The sequence below is a fragment of the Fundicoccus ignavus genome (assembly GCF_009659375.1).
GTDB lineage: Bacteria > Bacillota > Bacilli > Lactobacillales > Aerococcaceae > Fundicoccus > Fundicoccus ignavus.
Genome location: NZ_WJQT01000001.1, coordinates 294,479 through 317,700, shown reverse-complemented (window position 1 = coordinate 317,700; position 23,222 = coordinate 294,479). Strand labels below are relative to the sequence as shown.

General features: G+C 38.5%; 16 protein-coding genes. 4 read left to right on the top strand and 12 right to left on the bottom strand.

Going from position 1 to position 23,222, the window contains the following annotated elements; genetic code table 11:
- Positions 1–4: 4 nt before the first annotated feature.
- From GF867_RS01620 to GF867_RS01580, 9 genes are all read right to left on the bottom strand, one after another.
- On the bottom strand, positions 5–610 hold the full coding sequence (locus tag GF867_RS01620) for a DUF624 domain-containing protein (RefSeq protein WP_153831369.1): 606 nt from the start codon (positions 608–610) through the stop codon (positions 5–7).
- A 39-nt stretch (positions 611–649) separates the two neighbouring features.
- A complete protein-coding gene (locus GF867_RS01615) occupies positions 650–2,290 on the bottom strand; it encodes a type 2 periplasmic-binding domain-containing protein (RefSeq protein WP_253940688.1) in 1,641 nt (546 codons plus the stop codon).
- A gap of 36 nt (positions 2,291–2,326) precedes the next feature.
- A complete protein-coding gene (locus tag GF867_RS01610) occupies positions 2,327–3,202 on the bottom strand; it encodes a carbohydrate ABC transporter permease (protein ID WP_153831368.1) in 876 nt (291 codons plus the stop codon).
- A gap of 12 nt (positions 3,203–3,214) precedes the next feature.
- Positions 3,215–4,156, bottom strand: a complete 942-nt coding sequence (locus GF867_RS01605) for an ABC transporter permease (protein ID WP_153831367.1) — start codon at positions 4,154–4,156, stop codon at positions 3,215–3,217.
- A gap of 25 nt (positions 4,157–4,181) precedes the next feature.
- On the bottom strand, positions 4,182–5,153 hold the full coding sequence (locus tag GF867_RS01600; protein ID WP_366927716.1) for a LacI family DNA-binding transcriptional regulator: 972 nt from the start codon (positions 5,151–5,153) through the stop codon (positions 4,182–4,184).
- A 52-nt stretch (positions 5,154–5,205) separates the two neighbouring features.
- Complete coding sequence (locus GF867_RS01595) at positions 5,206–7,308, bottom strand: glycoside hydrolase family 3 N-terminal domain-containing protein (RefSeq protein WP_366927715.1); 2,103 nt, start codon at positions 7,306–7,308, stop codon at positions 5,206–5,208.
- Positions 7,305–8,762, bottom strand: a complete 1,458-nt coding sequence (locus GF867_RS01590; RefSeq protein WP_153831366.1) for a 6-phospho-beta-glucosidase — start codon at positions 8,760–8,762, stop codon at positions 7,305–7,307. The genes GF867_RS01595 and GF867_RS01590 overlap by 4 nt, the downstream gene beginning before the upstream one ends.
- Before the next feature lie 133 nt (positions 8,763–8,895).
- The gene (locus tag GF867_RS01585; protein WP_153831365.1) at positions 8,896–9,627 is read right to left on the bottom strand and encodes a MurR/RpiR family transcriptional regulator; all 732 of its coding nucleotides are present in this window, start codon (positions 9,625–9,627) and stop codon (positions 8,896–8,898) included.
- A 166-nt stretch (positions 9,628–9,793) separates the two neighbouring features.
- Positions 9,794–13,090 carry a pullulanase gene (locus tag GF867_RS01580; RefSeq protein WP_216650244.1) on the bottom strand — a complete coding sequence of 1,099 codons (3,297 nt, stop codon included), beginning with the start codon at positions 13,088–13,090 and terminating at the stop codon, positions 9,794–9,796.
- A gap of 373 nt (positions 13,091–13,463) precedes the next feature.
- Between GF867_RS01580 and GF867_RS01575 the strand changes: the two genes are divergently transcribed.
- The 4 genes from GF867_RS01575 to GF867_RS01560 all read left to right on the top strand — a co-directional run bounded on the left by GF867_RS01575 (position 13,464) and on the right by GF867_RS01560 (position 19,068).
- Positions 13,464–14,141 carry a response regulator transcription factor gene (locus tag GF867_RS01575; RefSeq protein ID WP_153831363.1) on the top strand — a complete coding sequence of 226 codons (678 nt, stop codon included), beginning with the start codon at positions 13,464–13,466 and terminating at the stop codon, positions 14,139–14,141.
- Positions 14,138–15,250, top strand: coding sequence for a HAMP domain-containing sensor histidine kinase (locus GF867_RS01570; protein WP_216650243.1), 1,113 nt, complete (start codon positions 14,138–14,140; stop codon positions 15,248–15,250). Before GF867_RS01575 ends, GF867_RS01570 begins: the two co-directional genes overlap by 4 nt.
- A gap of 258 nt (positions 15,251–15,508) precedes the next feature.
- Positions 15,509–17,266: an ABC transporter ATP-binding protein gene (locus GF867_RS01565; RefSeq protein WP_153831362.1), complete on the top strand. Its 1,758-nt coding sequence runs from the start codon at positions 15,509–15,511 to the stop codon at positions 17,264–17,266.
- On the top strand, positions 17,266–19,068 hold the full coding sequence (locus tag GF867_RS01560) for an ABC transporter ATP-binding protein (protein ID WP_153831361.1): 1,803 nt from the start codon (positions 17,266–17,268) through the stop codon (positions 19,066–19,068). Before GF867_RS01565 ends, GF867_RS01560 begins: the two co-directional genes overlap by 1 nt.
- 1,474 nt (positions 19,069–20,542) lie before the next feature.
- Here GF867_RS01560 and GF867_RS01555 read toward each other — a convergent pair.
- The 3 genes from GF867_RS01555 to GF867_RS01545 form a co-directional block, all read right to left on the bottom strand.
- Positions 20,543–21,313 (bottom strand): zinc ribbon domain-containing protein, encoded by a 771-nt coding sequence (locus GF867_RS01555; protein WP_153831360.1) that lies wholly within the window; start codon positions 21,311–21,313, stop codon positions 20,543–20,545.
- A 95-nt stretch (positions 21,314–21,408) separates the two neighbouring features.
- Positions 21,409–22,050 (bottom strand): response regulator transcription factor, encoded by a 642-nt coding sequence (locus GF867_RS01550; protein ID WP_153831359.1) that lies wholly within the window; start codon positions 22,048–22,050, stop codon positions 21,409–21,411.
- Positions 22,031–23,215, bottom strand: a complete 1,185-nt coding sequence (locus tag GF867_RS01545) for a sensor histidine kinase (protein WP_153831358.1) — start codon at positions 23,213–23,215, stop codon at positions 22,031–22,033. Before GF867_RS01545 ends, GF867_RS01550 begins: the two co-directional genes overlap by 20 nt.
- Between the last annotated feature and the right edge of the window lie 7 nt (positions 23,216–23,222).

Genomic DNA, 23,222 nt, shown 5'->3' with positions numbered 1-23,222 from the left:
CCTATTACTTTGAGAATATACCTACCCGAACAAAAAATTGTTCAACACGTTCCACATCATAATTCACTAAGCGCACATGTAACCATAATGGTAGGCTAAAAAACAATCCGATAATCACTAATCCAATATACTTGTAAAGAAACCATACAATTAAGCCCATCGCTATGGGTAACCAAACCGTCTTGTAAAAACTCCAAATAGTTAAGAAAAAACTATATTGAAAGGTTCTAAACGTGCCTAACTTAGGGTGATAAGCATGAGTGACATAAAGATTAAGATTATACATTAAGACGAAAAAGATAAAACACAACTTAACAAAATACATCCATCTTGAGTCACCAGTATTTGCTATTCTTAAAGAATATACAAAGATTACCGACATTATATTAAAGAATAAATAGGGTAAAGTTGACCATAATTGTCGGCGATATACTTCAAAAAAAGAAGACACAATTTGACGCTTATCTTGATGCAACACCGAAATCAGCGCTGTTAAAGATGCACCAATTGTAACAATTGGTAAACACCCCACTACAAATAATATATTTAACACTAGTAAACGATAGAGACGCATACTAAATGCATATAATTTTCCATCAATTGCAAACATGTGTCTTCCTCCTATTTTCTTAAAAAATATTCATTAATATTATTCTGCTGACAACTTTTGTAAGTTCTCCGCAATCTTAGCATTTTGGTACTCTAAAATTTGACTATACCCGTAATTTTCACGACTTGCTAAATAGTCTTCCCAAATTTGACGGCCTTCTTCAGCTGTTGGTGCTTGAATATAAGCTGCTAAAGCTTGTACACGCGCAATATTTAACTGTGTTAAGTTACGTCCTTCAGATCCTGTAGTAGGGTTCATATCTTCAGTTTCAAAACGAGGCGCTACTTTATCTGCTGCCCACTCTACCATTTGACGTATTGAAGTGGCTGGCTTTTGACCCATTTCAATTGCAAAGTTATCATCTAATACAAACCAATATGAACCTAAACCTACTTCTTTGTCAAAGCGCGCAATATCTGAGTTTCTTAGTGCTTCAGTCTCTTCTGAATATTCTACTTGCCCATCTACAATATTATACGTTTCACCTTCTACACCAAATGTTGCTACCATTGTTCCATATTGACTTGTTAGATAGGTAATTAATTCCATTGCTTTTTGAGGTTCTTCTGTTGATGTTGTAATGAACGTTTGTGTCCAACCACCAATATTTCCACCAGAGAATGTTGGATTGTCCCCATTTGAATTTTTAGGTCCATCTACTGCAATATAAGTTTGCTCAGGGTTACGCGCATTATTATCTGACATAAACTCATTCAAACCTTTTGTATTTGTATGAAGGTAAGCGAAATAGCGGCCTTGTCCCAGTTTTTCTTTCATTGTATTATCGTTATCAGAGAACTGGTCATCTGTGATTAAGCCATCATTATACGCTTGTCGCAATACTTCTAACCAAGTAATGTACTCTTCATCGCTATCACGATCATAGACTTGTCCATCTACAGTTGGTGCGATGTTTAAGAAGTCTTGTAGAATACCTCCCCAAGCACCATCTCCACCATTTGCGATATCAACTGCTGTTGAGCCAAATCCTACTAATTCAGCCCCATCATCAGTTTGTGGCATATAATCTTTAGCATCACGTAATGCTTGCAAGAATCCTTCTGGTGTCGACATATCTGGACTGCCAATTGCTTCATAAATATCTTGACGAACTATAAAGACTTGGTCTCCAAAGATATTTCCATCTTCATAATCTTGTGCTGTAGTTGAGAAGCTTGGGTACCCATAGATGTTCCCATCTTCTTCTGTATACCATAATAATGTTTCGGGTTTCGCTGCTTCTTCTAACCAATATGGATCATATTTTTCTGCTAGAATGTTTAATGGTAATGCAAATTTATTTGCTTCAGAAGCAACTGACAAGTTTTTATCAAACGTGATAATATCTGGTAAATCGCCACCCGCTAACATTGTATTTAAATTTTCATCATTTCCTGAAATAAATTCTACTTCAATATTCATATCTTCCTTAATTTTAGCTGTAACGGTATCCACTCCCCAACCTGGTTGTGCATACCAATCAAAGTTTACATACCAAGTTAATTTTGCAGGATATTCCGTGTCTTTTTGCCAACTTGGTGTTGCTGGATCTACTTCAAAACGTGATTCCGGTAATTCATCGACTGACATTGCATTTACATTGGAAATTGTTCCGGTTACTGAAGTTGCTAATAAAGCGGCTGATAAGAAACCTACGCTAAGTTTTTTTATGAATTTCATGTGATAAAATCTCCTTTTATTTTCTTAATTTTTTTATTATTCTTTGACCCCACCCAAAGTCATGCCTTGGATAAAGTAATTTTGTAAAAATGGATAAATAATAACAACTGGTACTGTTGTTACAACCATTGTGGCTAATTGTAATGATTGTGAGGTTGTATTTCTCACTACATTTGTCCCTGTTGCAACAGCGGGTGACAGATTTTCCGATACTATTCGATACAACAACATTTGCAATGGATATAAATCACGATTATCCACATAAATATTCGCCACCATATAATCATTCCACTGATATACGCCATGGAATAAAGCAATCGTTGCCAATACTGGCAGAGATAAAGGTAATATTATTTTGACGAATATCGTTAATGGATTTGCTCCGTCCATCATAGCTGATTCTTCCAATGAATAAGGAATTCCTCGGAAAAAGTTCATCATGATCACCATGTCATAGAATGAGAATAAGACTGGAATAATATAGACCCAAAAATTATTTAATAAACCTAAACTTTTAAATAGTAAGAAAGTTGGAATCATCCCACCATTTACAAACATTGCAATTACACCCATTTGCATGTAGACTTTTCGCCCAATCAAATCTTTACGAGACATGCCATAAGCAACTAAAGCGTTTATTATTGTATGCAACACCACCCCAATTAAAGTTTTCATTACCGAAATTACAAAGGCCTTATAAATAGCTGGATCTTCAAAAACCGTATAATAACTCTCTAAAGAAAATTGTCTCGGCCAAAAGTAAATCCCACCTTTAATGGCATCCGTCGCATCATTAAATGACAAAGCGACAATGTTCCAAAGTGGCAAGGCTATGATTGCCAGAAAGAAAATCATAAATATAACATTAATACCATTGAATACTTTTTCATCGGTTGAATAATTACTTTTCATCCTTACCACCTCCTAGAATACTGACTCATCACTAAGTTTCTTAGTGAACCAATGACTAACGACTACGAGAATGAGCGAGAAGACTGATACAAATAAACCTACTGCAGTTGCATAACTAAAGTCTCCTAACTGAATCCCCATCTTATAAACATAAGAATTGATTACTTCGCTCGCTTGATAGTTTACTGAGTTCTGTAAAACTAATGTTTGATCTAAGTTAGAGCCAAGCAAGCCTCCGACACTTAACACGAAAGTTAACGCAATAATATGTCTGATGGATGGAATCGTAATTTTAAATATTTGCTGCAACTTGGAAGCGCCGTCAATCTTTGCCGCCTCATATAAAGCCGGATTGATTCCGGTCATAGCTGCAATATAAAGAATCGTATTCCAACCTATTTCTTTCCAAATGTCTGAAATCACAGCAATTGCCCAATACTTGTTTGGATCCGTTAAGAAACGTATCGGCTTTTCAACTAAGTTTAAATCCATCAAGATATTATTAACTAATCCTGTTTCAGATAACCAAGTAATAAACATTCCGCCTAGAATCACCCACGACAGAAAGTGAGGTAAATAAGAAATCGTTTGAACTAATTTTTTTAATTTTTCATTGACGAGTTCATTAATCATGACCGCTAATAAAATGGCGGCTGGAAAACCTAATAACAATTTAAAGAAACTTATTCCTAAAGTGTTGCGCATGACGTTCCAAAACATGCGGTCAGAAAGAAATTCTCTAAAATATTCCAAACCTACCCACTCTGCCTCAGCAATGGTTCCTAGGACCGAATAGTCTTTAAATGCGATAATAATACCGTACATCGGAATAAAATTAAAAACGATTAATAACAATATCCCTGGCCATACCATCAATTGGTACATACTTTGATTTTTAAATTTTGTTAAACGCTTCTGGCGCCGTGCAGCACGGGCCTCACTATTGTTTGCCATTTAAACTTCTAACCTCCTTAAGCTTTTATTTCAATGATCTTGTAGAATTTCGGATGACTATTTCTCCATCAAGTTCAAATACTCGACCTTGCGTTCTACCTTCAATTAGATCAATTAAATGTGCAACTGCAGTTTTACCTTGTAATTCGATTGGACTTTCATAGGTTGTTAATCCAGGTGTGAAGTATTCTAAAACTGAAATGTTATCAAAACCAGTCACACTAATATCTTCCGGAACTCTGTAACCAAATCGCTTAAATGCTTTTATTGCACCAATCGCACTTAAATCATTCCCAGCTACAAAGGCACTCGGTAATTCTTGTTTACTATTTAAGTAACTTGAAATAACGGCTATAGTATCTGTTTCTGAGAAATTACCGTCGAGAACAAATTGCGGATTAATGGGTATACCTGCTTTATTTAATGCCGCATTATAGCCACGCAGTCTTTCATCACTATCATAAACGCCAGCAAAGCTTTTCAAAAAGCCTATTCGTTTATGGCCTTGCTTAATTAAATACTCCGAAACTTGAAAACCTGCTTGAAAAGAATTAAATACAACACTTCCCATCGTCTTAGATTTTATATTGCGATCGATAAAGACCGCAAATATATTATTATCTTGAAGAATTTTTAAATCTTCTTCGGTTAACAATTCTTCAAAACCAATAATGCCATCCACCATACTACCTAATATATTGTTCATCACTAAAGGTTTGTCGGTTGAAATAAAAATATTCAAACTATAGCCTTTACTCCCCACCTCTCGCGCAATAACATCTGCAATCGAACTAAAATAGGGCGCCTCAATACTTCTTGTATAAAATCCTATTATTTTTGTTTGACCTGATTTTAATTGCTTTCCCATCATATTCGGAACATAGTTCAATTTTTTTGCGGCTTCTAGCACTCTTTGTTTAGTAGTCGGAGTGACCACATCAATATCATTCAAAGCTTTTGATACTGTTGAAATAGACACTCCTGCCTGAGCAGCCACATCTCTGATTGATACTCTTTTGATACAATCACTCCCCTACCTCATTTCATTCTTAAGCTTTATAATGCCAGCTTCCAATAAGTGGCGCTTGACTATCTAAACCAAGATAAAGTTCGATAGTGCCGTCATCCGCTTTTTTAATTAAATCAGGATGATAGTACGCAATATCCTCTGACGTAAGGTTAACAGAACATTTTTTGCTTGCGCCCGCAGATATAAACACTTTTTCGAAATATTTTAGTTCTCTTTCTGGTCGTGCTACTTCAGTAACAATGTCCTTTACATAAAGCTGTACGACTTCTTGAGCGTCAAGCATCGACGGGTTAATCAAGGTATAGTTAACGGTTACATTATCCCCCTTATCAATGACTTCTACCTCTGATAATTTCACATTGCTATATGTTAAGCCGTAGCCGAATGGATATAAGGCAGTATTCTCATTGTCTAAGTATTTTGAGACATATTTTTGCGTATGATTATACTCATTAATTGCTCGCCCAGTAGACATCATGTTATATGTTAACGGAACTTGCCCAACTGATCGTGGAAAACTCATGGGTAATTTTCCAGATGGGTTTACATCGCCATAAAGCACATCTGCAATGGCATTGCCAGCCTCTGAGCCTGGGAACCATGCCTCAAGAATGGCACGACTATACATCTTTATTTCGGTTAAATCTAGAGGTCTACCATTTATTAATACTACAATAATGTTCTGGTTCCATTTATAAACTTCTTTCAATAAGTCGATTTGTTCTTGAGGCAAGGTAATTTCTGTTTTACTTCCCCCTTCACCCGTCTCTTCAGAGTGCTCACCTAATGCCACTATAACTTTATCTACATATTTCAGTTTAACGTAATCATGTCGGTCTTTAACCATTTCAATTTGCTTTGTTTTCGACAAGAGTCCTTCTGAAATTGTAACACTTTGCTCCGTTTTACCTATCCAAGACCATGCCCCTAAAAGATCGTGTGATTCAGCTAGTGGACCAATTAACGCTAGTTGATCTTCTTTTTGTAATGGTAAGATTGCTTGTTGATTTTCTAGTAGAACCATTGATTGACTGGCTATTCTTCGGCTTTCAGCACGAAGTTCAACTTCGATAATTTCTTTTTCAGGATGTTTATCAAGCGAACGGTATGGATCTTCAAATAATCCTAAATCATTTTTCAATTGCAAGACATGCATCACCGCTTGGTTAATGAATTCTTCTGAAATTAAGCCTTCTTTTACTAAATCTACTAAATGATGCTGATAATTATCTGTCATCATATCTATTTCGACACCAGCATTGGCAGCTTTAAAGGTCGCATCACGTTTATCTGCCGCAACCCGATGATTAATTAATTCATGGACGGAAGCCCAGTCAGAGATGATCACCCCGTCGAAGTTTAAGTCTCGACGTAGAACATCTTGTAATAACCAACGATTTCCTGTGGCAGGTATACCACGAATTGTATTGAAAGAAGTCATAACAAGTTTAACGCCCGCATCAATTGCTGCCTTAAAAGCCGGCAAGTGATTTTGATACAAGACTAAGTCTGAGATATCTACTGTATTGTAATCGCGACCTCCTTCAGCTTCACCATATCCAATGAAATGTTTGACACATGCAGCTAATGTCTCAGGGTCTAATAATGAATCTCCTTGGTAACCTTCAACATACGCTTTAATGAGTGTCGCATTTAATAGTGGATCTTCTCCATTACTTTCAAGTACACGTCCCCACCGAGGATCTCTCACTAAATCTGCCATTGGCGAAAAAGTTACATGAACTCCAGCTGAGGTTGCTTCTTTAGCAGATAGTCGTGCCATTTCTTTAACAATACTAGGATCGAAGGAGCTGGCTAAGGCTAAAGGAATAGGAAAAATGGTCTCGTAACCATGAATAACATCTGCCATAAACATCAGTGGAATTCCGTGAGCAGAATGTTCTAAATAGGTACTCTGAATGTTTTTCACTTCTTCTTTAGTGTGCGTTCCGAGAACTGAGCCAATTTGATATAATTCTGTTTTCGTCATATCCATCGCTTGCATCGGGCCTGTTATTTCACCGCCTTCAGAAAAAAACATGGGCCCTAATTGGACTAGCTGTCCAACTTTTTCTTCTAAGGATAATTTTTCCAATAGTTGATCTAATTTTTCTTTTTTCACTCAGCTTCCACTCCGTTTTGTTTTATTATTTGTTGATACCATGAGAATGAGGACTTTTTACTACGACGTAAAGTACCATTCCCCTGATTGTCTTTATCTACGTGAATGAAACCATAACGTTTTTCCATTTCACCAGACCCAAAGCTCACAATATCGATAACTCCCCATGGCGTATAGCCCAATACTTCGACGCCATCTTCTAATATGGCTAACTGCATTTGTTCAATGTGCGCTTGTAAATAACTCACGCGATAATCATCTTGAATGCTTCCATCTGCTTCTACTTGGTCATAGGCTCCAAATCCATTTTCAACAATAAAGAGTGGTTTATTGTAACGTTGATACACAACATTTAATATGTACCTCAGTCCAATTGAATCTATTTGCCAACCCCAATCGTTACTTTTCAGATAAGGATTATTTACAATCTTAGCATTCGGATAATCATTAACCGAATATCCATCTAATCGATTCGATCGATCATCAACTGTCGTCACCGCATTCGACATATAATAACTGAAGCCAATATAATCTACCGTGCCTTCTTTTAATGCCTCAAGTTCTGCCTGAGAGTAATCTATTTTATACCCTTTTTTGTGCCATTTTTTTATTGCATAACTAGGTATCTCACCACGAACATGAATATCACTATAAAAAAAACGTCTTTCCATTACTTTTAACGCTGCCATTTGATCGTTGGGTTCACTACTCCCAGGATAGACGGGTACATAAGCCATCATACAACCCATTTTTAAATCCGGATTAATCTCTCTCGCTTTAATGATTGCTTTTGCACTCGCAATTAATTCATTCAAACCTGCTTGGTAAATAACTTCCTCAGGATTCTCATCTGGTTGAACAAGAATTCCAGAATTCGTCCAAGCATGTAATTCGTGCGTACCATCAGCCTGATTATTAATTTCATTAAATGTCATCCAATACTTCACTTTATGTTGATATCGTTTAATAACCACTTCAGCATAATTTACAAAAAAATCAATCACCCGTTTATCTCGAAAGCCACCATATTCTTTTGCTAAATGATAAGGCATTTCAAAGTGTGATAACGTTATAATCGGTTCAATATTATTTTTAATTAAACAATCAAATAGTTGATCATAGTAGGCTAAGCCGGCTTCATTAGGTTCTTTTTCATCTCCATTGGGAAATATACGTGACCATGCAATCGAAGTTCTAAAGGCCTTCAACCCCAACTCTTTTAGCAAGGCAATATCTTCAGGATAACGATTGTAAAAATCAATTGCTTCATGATTAGGATAGTATTCATTCTCTAATACGCCATCTGTAATACGTCTAGCTTTTTTATTTGAGCCAGCGGTTAGCACATCTGCTATGCTTAGTCCTTTTCCATCACTTTGCCAAGCCCCTTCTATTTGATGAGCCGCTACCGCGCCACCCCATAAGAAATCTTTTGGTAGTTGATTATTAAACATTTCTTCACCATCTCTCTTAACTTTACAAAATCATCATAGAATAAAAACGTTTTTATTGGAAGGGGTTTCAAACAATGCGGTACTTGTTCCTTCATAATAAAAAAAGAGTCAGGTTGGTACATGTTGTACCAACTCATGACTCACTCTTCATTTTAATCGTGTCAATGAGTAATTCCATCAAATATAAAACTTGTAACTGACTCGTATAATCTTCATGTTTATTAAATTTTTGGATAGATATTTTATAGTCTAACAAATAATCTGTCATGAGCGCTAACGTGCTTGATGATTGACTCGTTACAGCAACCGTAACACAATCATCAAACTCTTTAAACGTATTGGCAATTTCAATGACTTCATTGGTTTGTCCTGAAACTGATAAAAAAATCATTACATTATCCGCCGTATTTCTTAGCTTTGAAGTTACTGGATAAGTAAAATCAGTTAAAGGAAACGTATTAAAACCAATGGAAGCCAATCGTCTCGAGGCGTATTCACAAATATTGCCAGAAGCTCCAACACCACAAAAAATAATATTCTCAGCAGGCACAATTAAATCCGCCAATTCTTCTAGTTTATCAAATAAATTACTTGGAAAATTTTTAATCGAGAGTAACTCTGGTCCGTAGTGATATTCCCCTGTCGGAATTGTTGGAACTTTAAAATCTAATTTGAAATCCGTAAAGCTTTCATATCCCATTTTTCGAATAAAACGCATTACTGAGGATGCGGATGTATGCGATTCGTTCGCTACTTCCCTTACACGCATATAAGGGATTTGAGCACTATGTGAATGTAAATATTGATAGATAGCTCGATCAACTTCTGTTAAAGTGTTCAAATCAATTTGGTTAAAAAAGGACATCGTACTTTATCACCTCACTGTTTAATGTACGTTTATCTTACCATATAACCTGAAATAAAAACGTTATCATTTATTACATGTCCATTAAATATAGATACTTATAAACTAATCGCTATATAAAACGCCCCCTTATCACCTATCGATAAGGGGGCGTATGTTGGAATGATTATTGTGCTTTTAAGCGAATGATTGTGGCAGTTAATGGGTCTAAGTTTACACTATTCTCACTTAAGCTTACACCAGTTGGGCTTTCAATCGCCTCAATGCCTGCGACGAGTCCATCCACGATAATGTCTCCTTGTGCCAAGTTAATAAATTCTTCTGTTAAGGTTATGTTTCTTAACTCGTTGTCCGCATTGATAAAGACCGCATAGAGGTCACCGTTTGAATCCCTTGCTTGGTAAGCGATGACTAAGTCTTCTTCCATAATTTCTGGTGCTGTAATGAGTGTCACATTCTCAGCTACTTCATCGGCAGTGGCTTTGCGGAATGCATCCGTGTGACGACGTAACTGAATTAAGCCAGTCGTGTATTGTTGCGTCACACCTTGAATCGGATATTGTTCCGGATTAGTCGCTTGTTGCCAGTTAAACATATTAACAGCATCCGATGAATCATAAGAATCATGAACAAAGTAAGGATATTCAAAGGGATTACCGTCGGCATCCGTCATATAGGTTGATTTGTAAGGCTCGTTACCCGTTTCTACTGTCGTGATAAAGTCTTCGTGGCGATACTGTTTTGTACGCCCATATTCTTGACCTGAGTGGATAAATGGCGTTCCTTGTGAGGTTAAGACCATTAAGTTACCTAAACGTATTCTTTGATGAATTTCGGCTTCGTGGTCTTTAGGATCCTTTTTAATTGATTGTGCAATAACATCATGTAACGTCAAGTTATCATGCGCTGCAATATATTGCACCACGTCGCCCGGATCATCGGCATTGAAGTTCGAGGGTGATCCGATAATATTCTGGAAAATCAACTCAATATTGCGTGCGCCACCTGTTAGGAAGCGTGGCTCGCCTTCACTACCGAAGCCTGATTTCAATTCATTACGAATTTCATCCGAGAACACACCAACCGCATCCGTATCGCTCATCCAATGTTGATCGGCCGCTTGCACGTCAGGATCTGTTTCATCCCCTGCATACGTAATCCAACCTTCACCAATCATAATCGTATTCGGATTTAGTGCTTCTGCAGCATCAAATGCCATTTGAATTGCCTCAGCATCATGGTCACCCATCATATCAAAGCGGAAACCATCAACTTTAAATTCATCTACCCAGTACGTAATTGAATCGACTAACACACGGCGTGCCATATGATGTGTTGTACCTAAACGGCCACCACCAAAACTTTCACGCGCTGTGCCATCCGCATCCATAAAGTGGTAATAATTCGGCTCTAAATCCTCAAATAGATGCGTTTGCGCAGTATGGTTATACACTACATCTAAAATTACCCCCATGTCACGTTGATGAATTTCATCAATCAATAACTTCAATTCTTCGATCCGTTTGGCTGGATCTGTTGGGTCCTCGGAATACATGCCCGTCAATGCAAAATAACTTTGCGGGTCATAGCCCCAGTTATAATTCTGGTCCGTTGAGGCATACTCTAAACTACGCTCACCATTCGCCAGATCATTGGCAAAATAGTAACTCATGACTGGTAGCAATTGGATGTGCGTCACGCCAAGCGATTGAATGTAATCCAATTTGTCGACGAAGGCCGCAAAGGTCCCAAACTGTGCCGTCAACTCGTCTTCAATCGAAGGATCTGACGTAAAGTCACGCACGTGCACTTCGTAAATAATCGCATCTTCGCGCTTTTCATAACCTGGAATATCTGCATAAGACAAGTCTGGTCCAATGCTCGCCGGATCAACAATAGCTGCTTTGGCCACCTTAGCATCTGCAGTTAAATTATCCCAAGCTGCCAGTGATTTTGCGTAAGGGTCTAGCGCAAGAACCTTTTCGTCCCCTCTGACAATTTCCAAGTGATAATAATAGCCGCTCATATCCGTTAGTCCGGCAGTTTCTTCATTTAACTCAACGCGCCAAACGCCACGATCTGCTTGCGTCATCGCCACAGTATTGAGTTGCTTATTCGCATCTTCTTTGTCATAAAGCACCACGTTAACTTGGTCTGCGCTTGGTGACCAGAAGGCCAATTCGGCAGTACCATCTTCGTTTAAAGTCATGCCCAAGTCGCCGTCATATGCATACAATTCGTCTTTAATACGCCAGCCGAGTTGAATATTGAGTGCAGTATCACCATAAGTCAGTTTGTAAGGTGCTTGTAGGAAGTCATATGTGCCGGTTAAAAGCACGCTGCTTGTCTCGGCATCAATCGTAATCTCGCTGATATCAATGGCTTGTCCGTCGGTGTCGACTAATTGTATTTCTTCCAAGAGTGACTCTTGGGTGACTTCTTCTACTGAAGAAAAATTAAGTTGAATCGTTGTGTCTGAAATAATTTCTGCGGTTTCTAAACGATCCACCTTCGCAAAGTTGGGATTCGTATAAACCGTTGCGTCTAATTCTCTAATAAATACTTGACCATGATTGTCTCTGTCGTTAAATGTCATATCGCCTGATTGCTCTCCTGTTTCACGATTGACGATTAGGAAGCTAATATTACTAGCTGCTTCAGCTAGGGGGACATCAATGTAGCGGCCAAATTCACCTTCATTGGTAAATTCAAGGGCACCAGTTGGCCACTCATTGGTTGGCTCAGCCACGTCATCCCAAGTCCATAAACCCCAGTCTGCATAATCGCCGTCTTCTCGGTAATAGTTGACTCTTAAGAGTCCTTCGTTATCTAATGCTTCATAAAAATTAATGCTGAAATCTTCGGTAATATAGGCTTGATTCATAGCCTCAGATGTGATGTCTATCGACATATCCGCAGTAACATTATCACCTGTACGCGTATTAATCAAGAAGTTTAAAACTTTCGCATTTTCATTAAGTTCGATGTCCAGATAATATCCTGTATCGGTTGCGATTGCTTCTGTAAATGATGTGGCACCATCCGGCCAACCAGCTACTTGATCAGATGGCGTCACAACGTCACCCCATACCCATAAACCATACGTTTCTAACTGCTCTTCTGTGATGCCTTGGAAGTGCAAACGGAAATGACCCGCTTCAATAGGTGCTAGACTAGTGTCAGCTTCTGTTGTTGGGTCAGCTGTCTCAGTTTCCGCGAACACTTGCTTTGGACTTATTTTGAATGCCAGTTGCTTTAGTGAACTGTGCTCAACCGTCTGAACGGTTGGCTCCTTCTCAAGTTTCTTTATTTGAACTTGATTTAACACAGCTTGACTCGAAAAGATTAGTCCCGCAACAAATGCTAATTTAACTGCACTGACACGAGCTGTTTTGAAATGATAGTGGGTCGGCTTAGTCGTTTTCTGTTCGGCTTTTAAGTGACGTTCATTATACTCAATCATTAAATCCCTCCATACTGTTGTAAGCGTTATCTTATGGTTACACATTATAGCAAACCTCGCTGCCAATTTGGGCTTTATCAGCTATTCTGATACCGCTAACACTTTTGTGAAAATATTACTTCATAACATGAGGTGGATGTGCCCGTTGGAAGCACAATGGAACGTCAATCAAAGAAAGTAAATCAAGCTAGGTCTCAATAGTCTCAACTATAAGAAACGTCGAACTGTCCGATCCCCTTAAATTCAACTTGCTTGATGCCACAAGCCAATTAAAGTATCAACATCAAGTTTTTGAGTAATATTTTGTCGAAAAGATACATTTGTTTAGCTTCAGTTAACCAACTTCGCTTATACTTAGAATGAGGTGATCGAGATGTTCAAATTACTAGTAGTTGATGATAATAAAAATACACGCGAATTGATGCGAGCTGTGCTCGAAGCAGAAAATTATACTGTGTTTACGGCTGAAGATGGACAAGCAGCGCTAGAGGTCATGGATACGCAGCATATTGATTTGGTGATTTTAGATGTGATGATGCCGAGAATGGATGGCTATGAATTCACTCGCACATTGCGCGCAAACGATAATGACCTACCAATTCTGATGGTGTCTGCGAAGCAATTGCCACAGGATCGGAAACTGGGCTTTATTGCGGGGACAGATGATTTTATGACAAAACCCGTTGATGAAGAAGAAATGTTATTGCGTATTACAGCTCTCTTGAGGCGCGCTAAGATTACGTCCGAACGTCAATTGACCATCGGTGAAGTCGTTTTAAACTTTGACACCTACACGGTCAGTCGCACGAATGGCGAAAGCCACACTCTGCCACAGAAAGAGTTTCAACTATTGTATAAACTACTTTCCTACCCTGGCAAAATATTCACCCGCATCGAGTTGATGGATGAAATTTGGGGCGTTGAAAGTGATACGGGCTGGGAAACGGTAACCGTCCATATCGCCAAATTGCGTAAACGTTTTGCTGATTGGCCCGAATTCCGCCTAGAATCTGTACGCGGCTTAGGTTATCGAGCGGAGACGATACAATGAGACGTAACCGTAGAAAAGAACCTATGAATTGCCAAAAAAAGAGTAGCCATTTTTCACAACGTACACACTTATTACCGCCAAAGACGATGTTAACGATTCTATTCTCATTTACGGTATTCGTGACCCTCGTCATCACCATGTTAATTGTGGGAGTCGGCACATTATTGTTGGTTAATACGGATATTCTGTCCGAAGAAACCTTGATGATAGTGCCACATATTCCCGTGATGGTCTTTGCTTTAGTCAGCATCGTGACGGGGACTGTCGTCGCTGCTTTAATCAGTAAAATTCCGATGCGTCCCGTTAATATACTAATTAATGGGATGGATAAGTTGGCCAATGGTGAGTTCGATACCCGCATTCAGTTAGGCGATATGCACATAGCCCAAGAATTACAAGAAAGTTTTAATAGCTTGGCAGCTGAACTGAGTCAAACGGAGATGTTGCGGTCAGATTTCGTTAATAACTTTTCACACGAATTCAAGACACCGATTGTGTCGATTCGCGGTTTTGCGCGTCTACTCCAGAAAGGCAACCTGTCTCAAGAAAAAGAAGCTGAATACTTGGATATCATCGTTGAAGAAATTTCGCGTCTGGCTGATTTATCTACTAATGCCCTAAACTTGACCAAAATAGAAAACCAAGCGATCTTGACGGATGTCAGTACCTATAATCTATCCGAACAAATCCGTCGTTCGATTCTCTTGTTAGAACAAAAATGGACGAAGAAAGGTTTGATGATTGAACCAGAGTTTAGTGAATATATGATTGAAGCGAATGAAGAATTATTGAAACAAGTTTGGATTAATTTACTCGATAATGCGATTAAATTTTCACCTGAAAATCAGATGATTCACTGCCGCATTCTTGACGAAGAGGATCAATATATCGTAGAAGTTCAAAATTTTGGTTCCCCGATTAATGAAGAAGATATCGATAAACTCTTCAATAAATATTGGCAAGGGGATACTTCCCATGCCAGTGTGGGGTCGGGTATTGGGCTATCCATTGTAAAAAGTGTAATCGCTCTACATCATGGTTCAGTTAATATTGACAGCAATTCTATACGAACTATTTTCAGTGTGACCTTACCCAAAGAGCGTACTTAATTCCCCACCAATAAATGTCATGACACTATCTTTGATCCTTAAGCAGGCTTACCTTATGGCGGCCTGCTTCTTTATTTGCTGTAAAAAAAAATTATTTTGTTTAGATTGAGTTAATGTTTCAAGTCTATAATTCTATCTTGTGATTAAGGTGCTGGATTATTTCAATGTTCACGCACATTGAAAAACGGTACTGCTTAATCAATGTTGTGTCATTATTTGATGCAACCACTCAGTCAATCAATAGAAAAGGAGAAATTTATGTTAAAAGTTTTTAAGAATTTTACATTGAAAGAATCAATGTTAGCACTTTTAAGTGTATTATTAATTATTTTTCAAGTTTGGCTTGATTTGAAATTGCCAGACTATATGAGTGAAATTACATTACTCGTTCAAACACAAGGTAGTCAAATGAGTGATATTTATGCGGCAGGAGGCATGATGTTACTCTGTGCTTTTGGGAGTTTGTTAACGGCCATCTTAGTAGCAGTGATTGCTGCGAAGATTTCAACAAACTTTGGCGCAAATTTACGCGAGAAATTATTTGGTAAAGTCCTTGATTTCTCATTAGAAGAAATTAGTACATTTTCAACTTCAAGTTTAATTACCCGTTCAACGAATGATATTACTCAAGTTCAAATGTTGATTATCATGGGACTTCAAGCTTTAGTTAAAGCGCCAATTTTAGCTTTCATGGCCGTGACTAAAATTATGGATAAGAGCTGGCAATGGTCATTAGCGACTGGTATTGCCGTTATTATTCTGTTAGTAGTGGTGATGACTGCTTTACTGCTTGCTTTACCTAAGTTCAAGTCACTTCAAAAATTAACCGATAATTTAACACATGTTACGCGCGAGAACTTAACAGGTTTACGTGTCGTGCGTGCTTATAATGCAGAAGATTACCAAGAAAACAAATTTGGTGTGGTTAACGATATATTAACAGCCACACATTTATTTACAAGTCGTACAATGGCCTTCATAATGCCAATTATTCAATTGATTATGAGTGGTTTGTCATTAGCAATCTATTGGATTGGGGCTATTCTAATTAATCAAGCGGGTGTGTTAGATCGTATCCCTTTATTCTCAGATATGATTGTCTTCTCGTCTTATGCAATGCAAATTGTCATGGCCTTTATGATGTTAATTATGATCTTCATTATGGTGCCACGTGCTGCTGTATCCGCACAACGTATTCAAGAAGTGTTAGATACGGAACCAACGATTCTTGACGGTAGCTTATCAGATGCTGTCAACGCTGAAGTAGGAACGGTTGAATTCAAAAACGTCACCTTCAAATACCCAGATGCTCAGATTGCTGTTTTAGAAGATGTTTCATTCATTGCTAAACCTGGTGAGACAGTCGCTTTTATTGGCGCAACTGGTTCTGGTAAAAGTACTTTAGTTAACTTAATTCCACGTTTTTATGACGTAACGTCTGGTGAAATATTAGTGAACGGCATTGATGTTAGACAGTATAGTCAAGAGAATTTACATGATTATATTGGCTATGCGTCACAGAAGGCTAGTCTTTTCGAAGGTTCAATTAAATCAAACGTTGCTTACGGGCATAACAATCGTGCACGCGTGTTAGATTCTGACATTGTCGAAGCAATCGAAGTGGCTCAAGCTAGTGAGTTCGTAGAGAAATTAGAAGATACTTACAATGCGCCCGTAACAGCTGGCGGAACGAACTTATCCGGTGGACAAAAACAAAGAGTGTCCATTGCTCGTGCCATTGCGCGTCAGGCTGAAATTTTAATTTTCGATGATACGTTCTCAGCACTAGATTATCGTACTGAACGTCAATTGCGTCAAGCATTACGCGAAGAAGCAGCCGATGCGACTAAATTAATCGTTGCTCAACGTATTGGTACCATCAAGGATGCGGACCGCATCATCGTCTTAGAAGAAGGCCGTATTGTTGGAAATGGCCGTCATGAAGATTTAATGGCAAACTGCCAAGTTTACCAGGAAATAGCTTACTCACAACTTTCGAAGGAGGAATTAGCCTAATGCATCAACCAAGACATGGACGCGGACCTCATGGCCGTGGAAAAGACGAAAAGCCAACAGCTTTTAAAGAGACTTGGCAAAAATTACTGAAGTATTTCCGCCAATATTGGTGGGTTATGATTTTAGCCCTTGCTTGTTCAGCAATTGGCTCAATCCTAACATTAGTTGGACCGGATAAATTATCTGAATTAACGGACATTATTACACAAGGTATTATGACCGAAATTGATATGAATGCCATTCGCAAAATAGGCTTCACCTTAGTGACACTCTACGGTGTGGCAGCTGCTCTCTCTTTAATTCAAGGTTTCGTGATGGCTACCATCACTCAGAAAATATCTAAAAGTTTGCGTCGTGACTTATCACAGAAAATCAATGACTTACCGATTTCGTATTTCGACAATAATACGACGGGTGATATTCTGTCACGTGTAACGAACGATGTTGATACGATTGCTCAATCTTTAAACCAAAGTGTTTCGACTTTAGTAACGTCGATCACAACCTTAATCGGTTCATTAGTGATGATGTTATTAACAAACATTACGATGACAGTCACAGCGATTCTAGCAACTTTAGCTGGTTTCGGTTTAATGATGTTGATTATGTCACGTTCGCAACAATTTTTCTCGAAACAACAGAAAGATTTAGGTGCCATCAATGGACATATCGAGGAAATTTACAGCAACCATTCTACGGTTAAAGTTTACAATGGCTCACGTGAAGCGATGACTCGTTTCAAAGAAATTAACCGCAACTTGCGAGACAGTGGTTTTAAAGCGCAAAGTCTTTCAGGTTTAATGATGCCAATTATGGGCTTCATTGGTAACTTTGGTTATGTAGCGGTCTGTATCGTAGGTGCGATGCTTGCGATTAACGGAAAAATTACCTTTGGTGTCATCGTCGCTTTCATTATGTATGTGCGTTACTTTACTCAACCACTTAGCCAATTGGCACAAGCTGGACAAAGTCTACAGTCGACTGCTGCAGCTGCTGAGCGCGTATTCGAAATGTTGGAAACACCTGAAATGGCCGATGAAAGTCATAAAACAAAAGCAATCACAGATATTCACGGTGATGTTAGCTTTGAAAATGTACGTTTCTCTTACCCTAATTCAGACAAAACAGTCATCAACAACTTTTCGGCCGAAGCCAAAGCTGGTCAAAAAATTGCGATTGTGGGGCCAACTGGTGCCGGTAAAACAACAATTATTAACTTGTTAATGCGCTTCTACGAAGTAACGGGTGGTTCCATTAAAATCGACGGCATTCCAACCAGTGAATTAACGCGCGAAAATGTTCGCGATCAATTCAGTATGGTCTTGCAAGATTCTTGGATTTTCAACGGTACTGTGAAAGAAAACCTTGTTTACTCAATTCCGAATATTTCGGACGAACAAGTTATCGAAGCCAGCAAAGCCGTTGGTCTTCACCACTTTATCACAACGTTACCTCAAGGTTATGATACCGTCTTAAATGACCAAGTTAGCCTATCAGAAGGACAAAAACAACAAATTACGATTGCACGTGCCATGATTGCGGATAAACAAATGTTGATCCTCGATGAAGCTACTAGTTCAGTCGATACCAGAACCGAACTACAAATTCAAAATGCGATGGACCTCTTGATGAAAGGACGTACGTCATTTATCATTGCCCACCGTCTCTCTACCATTAAAAATGCCGACCTGATTTTAGTTATGAAAGACGGCGACATTATCGAAAGTGGTACACATGATAACTTATTAACGGAAGGCCAATTCTACGCCCAACTTTATAATAGTCAGTTTGAAGTAGCATAATAGCTGTAAGTGAAGCATCCCCTCGGAAATATCAGTCCGAGGGGATTTTTTTATGGTCTAAGAGATTGTAAGCTTAAGGGTGATTTAAAAATTTTTCTACTTCGCTCAGCTTATTGTTTATCCAAAGCAGCGGTCGCTTTAAAAATCTCACAGTTGTGAGGGCTTTTCCAGCTCAATCGGTTAGGTTAGAATCATATTTCGTGGTATGTTGTTAAGCATCTTTACTTTATTGTTGGTTCAATAAAATTAAAGAATAAAAGAAGTGTCGGCCTACTGGGCATATGATTTAAGCACCTTGTGGTTCTAAATTAATCGTCGTGGACCTTGGGACACGACACCGCCTAGGTTTTCTTGCAAGAAAACAACTGCTAGGTGCGTATGGCTTAATCTATCCGGAAGTTCGTGAGAATCGGCTGGCAAGCTTCCAGTACCTTGGGAAACCATCAGGGTTACCTGAGCAAAAAGCGCGGTAGAACAATATAAAACTTATAATCCAATATTAAACAAGATACTCTCAGTTTTATTTTACAATCGACTTATTACTTAGACTTCGCTAATAATTATCAATATATTAGCGAATTATCTCACTTTATTGATTCTCAATGATTTCAATGTGCTAACTCGAAATTTGAGTCGACACATTAGACCTACTAATGTGCCAACTCAATTTGACTATCGACATGATTAACATAATTTTTCGCTTTCCAAGTATATTTTTGACGAGTCACTTGCTTATTTCAGACAAAATCTCACATTTACAGCAGGTTTTTGCTTAAAAATACAGATATTCTTTTCAATGTGCTAACTCGAAATTTGAGTCGACACATTAGACCTACTAATGTGCCAACTCAATTTGACTATCGACATGATTAGCATAATTTTTCGCTTTCCAAGTATATTTTTGACGAGTCACTTGCTTTTTTCAGACAAAATCTCACATTTACAGCAGGTTTTTGCTTAAAAATACAGATATTCTTTTCTAATGTGCTAACTCGAAATTTGAGTCGACACATTAGACCTGCTAACGTGCCAACTCATTTCCACTATCGACATGATTAGCGAAGTATAAGATCGGCGAATCATCATTATACTTATAGGCCCCGTAATAAGAAAACTCGGACTTTGATTCTGTTTAGCAGTATAACTTGATTATATCGTTTTACTTTTGTTGGAATATTTAACGTAGATCAGCTAATTGTTTTCCATAGCGGTACAAAGGGCAATCGGCGTAGCTTGGTGTGACTTTGAGCGCAGCGAATTAGACACACCCTAGCCGATTGAGCTGGAAAAGCCTGAAGCGCTAGCGAAGGCTTTGAAAGCGACCACCGCCTTGGAAAACAATAAGCTGATCCTAGTACAAAGCTTGATAAATCAATATAAAACTTATAATCTCATATAAAACCAAAAACCCTCTCCGCAAATCTACACAATTTGCGCGAGAGGGTTTAGACTTTTCAATTTATTATTCAGTATCCTAAGCATCTTCTGATGAATCTAAGTGTTCACTATCTAACACCACTTCCGCTTCACCAGTGGGAGCTAGAATCGTTTTGTGTTCGTCTTCTTCAAATGTACCAGCAGGGATTTCCTCAATCGCTTCATCTGATTGAGCTTCTGCTGCTTCAACTAAAGCTTCTTCAACGACTTCGTCAAAAGTTTCTGGCGTTTCGTCAACAAGTTCCCCTTCAAGCTCAGAATCGTATGCTTGATCTAAGTCTGCTAATGCTTCAACTTCATCAGCAGGTAATACCGAAGCAGCGACATCCAGTTCATCAAATGTATCTGAAACAGGTGGTACAACGGTTACTTCTTCCTCTGAAACTTCAGGTGTTGGGACTGATTGGACAACGTCTTTTTTAGTTGCTACCTCACGGTTTTCACCAACAGCTGTGACGACTTCTTTCACTCGTTTATTTAAGTCAATTTCTTTACCACTATGTAAAGCCCCAGTTAAATAAATACCTATCACACTAATGACAAAGGCGATTAAACCAGCCCATGGAGACAACAATGTAACAATAAATACTAATAAATAGACTGCATGGATCAGAAAGAAATTGGCGTGCATAAAGCCAATGACACGATTAAAGTTCGTTCTCGAAGGAACTAAAAGTTTCAATTGCGAAAAAAAATCTGTGAATGATGGCTTAGTTGCGGATGCATTTACTTCAAGTGGTTCTCCACATGTTTGGCAAAATTTACCATCATGCTCGATTTTGGCACCACAATGCGGACAATAGTTCATAACAAATCGCTCCTTAATCCTATTTTGTAATCGTTTTATAATAATTTAATTATAACATTCAAGCTTCAAAGAACAAAATAATAACAACTTGTCGCTTAGTGTAAGTTCTTAAAATAATGGATGGCCAACTGCGTGCGATCTCTCAAATCAAGTTTTTCCAAGATGGTTGAGAGATAATTACGAATAGTTCCTTCAGAAAAGTGCATCGCTTCGGCGATTTCTTTATTATTCAGGCCTTCCGCTACCCAATAAACAAGCTGCTGTTCGGTCTGACTCAATTCAGGTAAGATGGCAGAAGTGTTAGCTTGAGTACTGTCGAGATACGTTGGAATCTTGGCAACAATTTCGTCCCCAAATACACGTTGCCCATTGATGACTGCTTCAAAAGCTGGGATTAAACTTGCGAAATCGGTTTTCATCAAATAACCTTTAGCACCTAGACGCAGTGCATCAACGATATATTCATCCTCCAAAAAAGTGGTTAAATAAATAACACGCGCATCGGGATGCCGTTCCAGTAACTGCTTGCCAGCGGTGATTCCATCTAACTCTGGCATTCGAATATCCATCAAAATGATATCTGGTTGATGGATTTCGTAAAGTAACAACGCTTCGTTGCCGTTACGCCCAATAGCGCAGACTTTAATTGGCTGATCGCTGTCTTGCGTCGATTTTTCTATAATGGTTTGGATGCCACTCGTCACCAATGCATCGTCATCAATGAGCAGTATTCTCATCGTTTATCGCCTCCTCTTGCGGAATAGGTATCGTAATAAAAATTCTAAAGCCGTTTTGTTGATTAATATGTAAGCTACCACCCAATTGTTGCACACGTTTTTCAATCGTAAGCAGACCAATCCCGCTAGTGTTGTTCCGAATTTCGTTGACCACCAAGTTTTCGATCGTAGCAGGCTTGGAAGTCTTGCCATTATCTGCAATCAACAATGTCCACTGTTGATCCATTTCGAGTAATCGTAAAGTCACTAGCGTGGCATCGGCATGCTTATTAATGTTCGTTAAGGCTTCTTTGACAATATTCACGATTGAATGCGCAGTCTGACTATTCATCGCACATTGTTGTTTGAACTGAAAATTAATGGGACATTTGGTAAAGTTATCGACGAGTGTTTGTAATTCGTTCTCTAAATGGACGGTCGCTTGACGTTCAGTGTGAATCACCTGTCTTACATTATCCATACTAGTCGTCAAAACCTCCTTAATTTGGTGTAAAGCTTGTTTAGCTTCCGCTTCTTCTACAATGTATTCCAATGCCGCAATTTGAATCACCACACTACTCAACTGATGTCCGAGCAAATCATGAATATCCTCCACAATGCGTCTTTTTTCTAAGCGTAAGGTTTCCTTCACCCGCTCATCCTGTAATTTAATCAAACTTTGTTGTTCGACACTAAAGCGTTCGTTGAGGTGACGCAAGGTGTCAATTTCATGATAGCTACTCACTTCAAATGCTTGGCTTTGAGCTAAAATTGTATGGGTCCAACTTGCTAACACACACAAGCAAGTTACGAATAAAACCATTTCAACTGAATAGCCTAACACTCCCCCAAACACAATTGGTAAAAAAAACATCAACTGATCTTTTAGTTTTTGGTTTGTCCAAGTGTAACTAAAGACTGGCCAGAATAAGAAAGATAAAGGTAGCCAATACGTCATGATTAGGATGCTAACCAAGTAAACAAAACCTAATCGTCGCAGAATATTAGGAGAATACGCTACTTGATTTTCCAGTGATTTCGGTAGACTGAACCATAAGTTAATAGATAATAAAATAGCGCCTAGGGCTACTTCAACAATCGGTTGGGCTGATGGTTCAATGAGTAATATTAATAAAAACATTGCGAAAAACCATAAAACATTGAGTACTAAATCAAGCCACTTCATGGCCTCT

What these genes read in the sequence shown, in the direction of transcription:
- GF867_RS01590 (WP_153831366.1), bottom strand. Translation starts at nt 8,762, where the DNA reads ATGTTTAATAATCAACTACCAAAAGATTTCTTATGGGGTGGCGCGGTA.
- GF867_RS01605 (WP_153831367.1), bottom strand. Translation starts at nt 4,156, where the DNA reads ATGGCAAACAATAGTGAGGCCCGTGCTGCACGGCGCCAGAAGCGTTTA.
- GF867_RS01565 (WP_153831362.1), top strand. Translation starts at nt 15,509, where the DNA reads ATGTTAAAAGTTTTTAAGAATTTTACATTGAAAGAATCAATGTTAGCA.
- GF867_RS01555 (WP_153831360.1), bottom strand. Translation starts at nt 21,313, where the DNA reads ATGAACTATTGTCCGCATTGTGGTGCCAAAATCGAGCATGATGGTAAA.
- GF867_RS01550 (WP_153831359.1), bottom strand. Translation starts at nt 22,050, where the DNA reads ATGAGAATACTGCTCATTGATGACGATGCATTGGTGACGAGTGGCATC.
- GF867_RS01560 (WP_153831361.1), top strand. Translation starts at nt 17,266, where the DNA reads ATGCATCAACCAAGACATGGACGCGGACCTCATGGCCGTGGAAAAGAC.
- GF867_RS01615 (WP_253940688.1), bottom strand. Translation starts at nt 2,290, where the DNA reads ATGAAATTCATAAAAAAACTTAGCGTAGGTTTCTTATCAGCCGCTTTA.
- GF867_RS01620 (WP_153831369.1), bottom strand. Translation starts at nt 610, where the DNA reads ATGTTTGCAATTGATGGAAAATTATATGCATTTAGTATGCGTCTCTAT.
- GF867_RS01570 (WP_216650243.1), top strand. Translation starts at nt 14,138, where the DNA reads ATGAGACGTAACCGTAGAAAAGAACCTATGAATTGCCAAAAAAAGAGT.
- GF867_RS01580 (WP_216650244.1), bottom strand. Translation starts at nt 13,090, where the DNA reads ATGATTGAGTATAATGAACGTCACTTAAAAGCCGAACAGAAAACGACT.
- GF867_RS01545 (WP_153831358.1), bottom strand. Translation starts at nt 23,215, where the DNA reads ATGAAGTGGCTTGATTTAGTACTCAATGTTTTATGGTTTTTCGCAATG.
- GF867_RS01575 (WP_153831363.1), top strand. Translation starts at nt 13,464, where the DNA reads ATGTTCAAATTACTAGTAGTTGATGATAATAAAAATACACGCGAATTG.
- GF867_RS01610 (WP_153831368.1), bottom strand. Translation starts at nt 3,202, where the DNA reads ATGAAAAGTAATTATTCAACCGATGAAAAAGTATTCAATGGTATTAAT.
- GF867_RS01585 (WP_153831365.1), bottom strand. Translation starts at nt 9,627, where the DNA reads ATGTCCTTTTTTAACCAAATTGATTTGAACACTTTAACAGAAGTTGAT.